The following is a 618-nucleotide window of genomic DNA, read 5'->3' as shown; positions in this document are numbered from 1 at the left end:
GGATTTTCCTGCATATTTGTAAGCAACTGCCTGCTCAAGGTCTTGCTCAAGGACTTCTTGGCAAGCCTGTAGGCATTCCTGATGGCGACCAGCTGCTGAGAGTGCTTGGATGGCCGCCAAATCTGCCATGAAATTGAAAGGGCTCCGGTGATGAGGCTACAGGTTGTCTGTACACATTCTCCAAGTACGATCAAAAACCTGAGTATTTTCCAGAGTCTGTTATCACCCTCGCTCCGCTCCCGCATTTCTTTCGCTGCCGATCGAGCTTGCGGCGTATGTGAAGGGTGATATCTAGTGCCGTACATCTCCAAATGTGGTTCATCTCAGCGGTGAACAAAGTTACTAGTCACTTTCTGGAAGTCTTCCATCATTCCGCTCCAGTCATCCCTGTTCATTCAACTGATCATCCAAAGGCTTGCTTGAACGAATCACGCATCTTGCGAAAGCTGGTGGTGCTGTAGCTGTGGTTGCGAACTTCTTCGGAGTGGCCCATCGCTGCGCAGAGATCAGCCTTGTGCATCTGCAGTGATTCGCAAACTAGTGAATAGGTGTCGCGGAAGCTATAGGGCCTCAGCCATTCGCCTTGCTCGGCTTTCTGTTTCACCAGCTCCTGCCAAT

At 50.6% G+C, this 618-nt stretch carries 1 pseudogene; it reads right to left on the bottom strand.

The features are described from left to right. Positions 1–403: 403 nt before the first annotated feature. A pseudogene (locus PMIT1303_RS12585) lies at positions 404–618 on the bottom strand (hypothetical protein); the annotation flags it as partial.

The sequence above is a fragment of the Prochlorococcus sp. MIT 1303 genome, from assembly GCF_001631965.1.
Classification (GTDB): domain Bacteria; phylum Cyanobacteriota; class Cyanobacteriia; order PCC-6307; family Cyanobiaceae; genus Prochlorococcus; species Prochlorococcus marinus_D.
The sequence above is the reverse complement of the archived record's forward strand: the minus strand, read 5'-3'. Positions and strand labels throughout refer to the sequence as shown.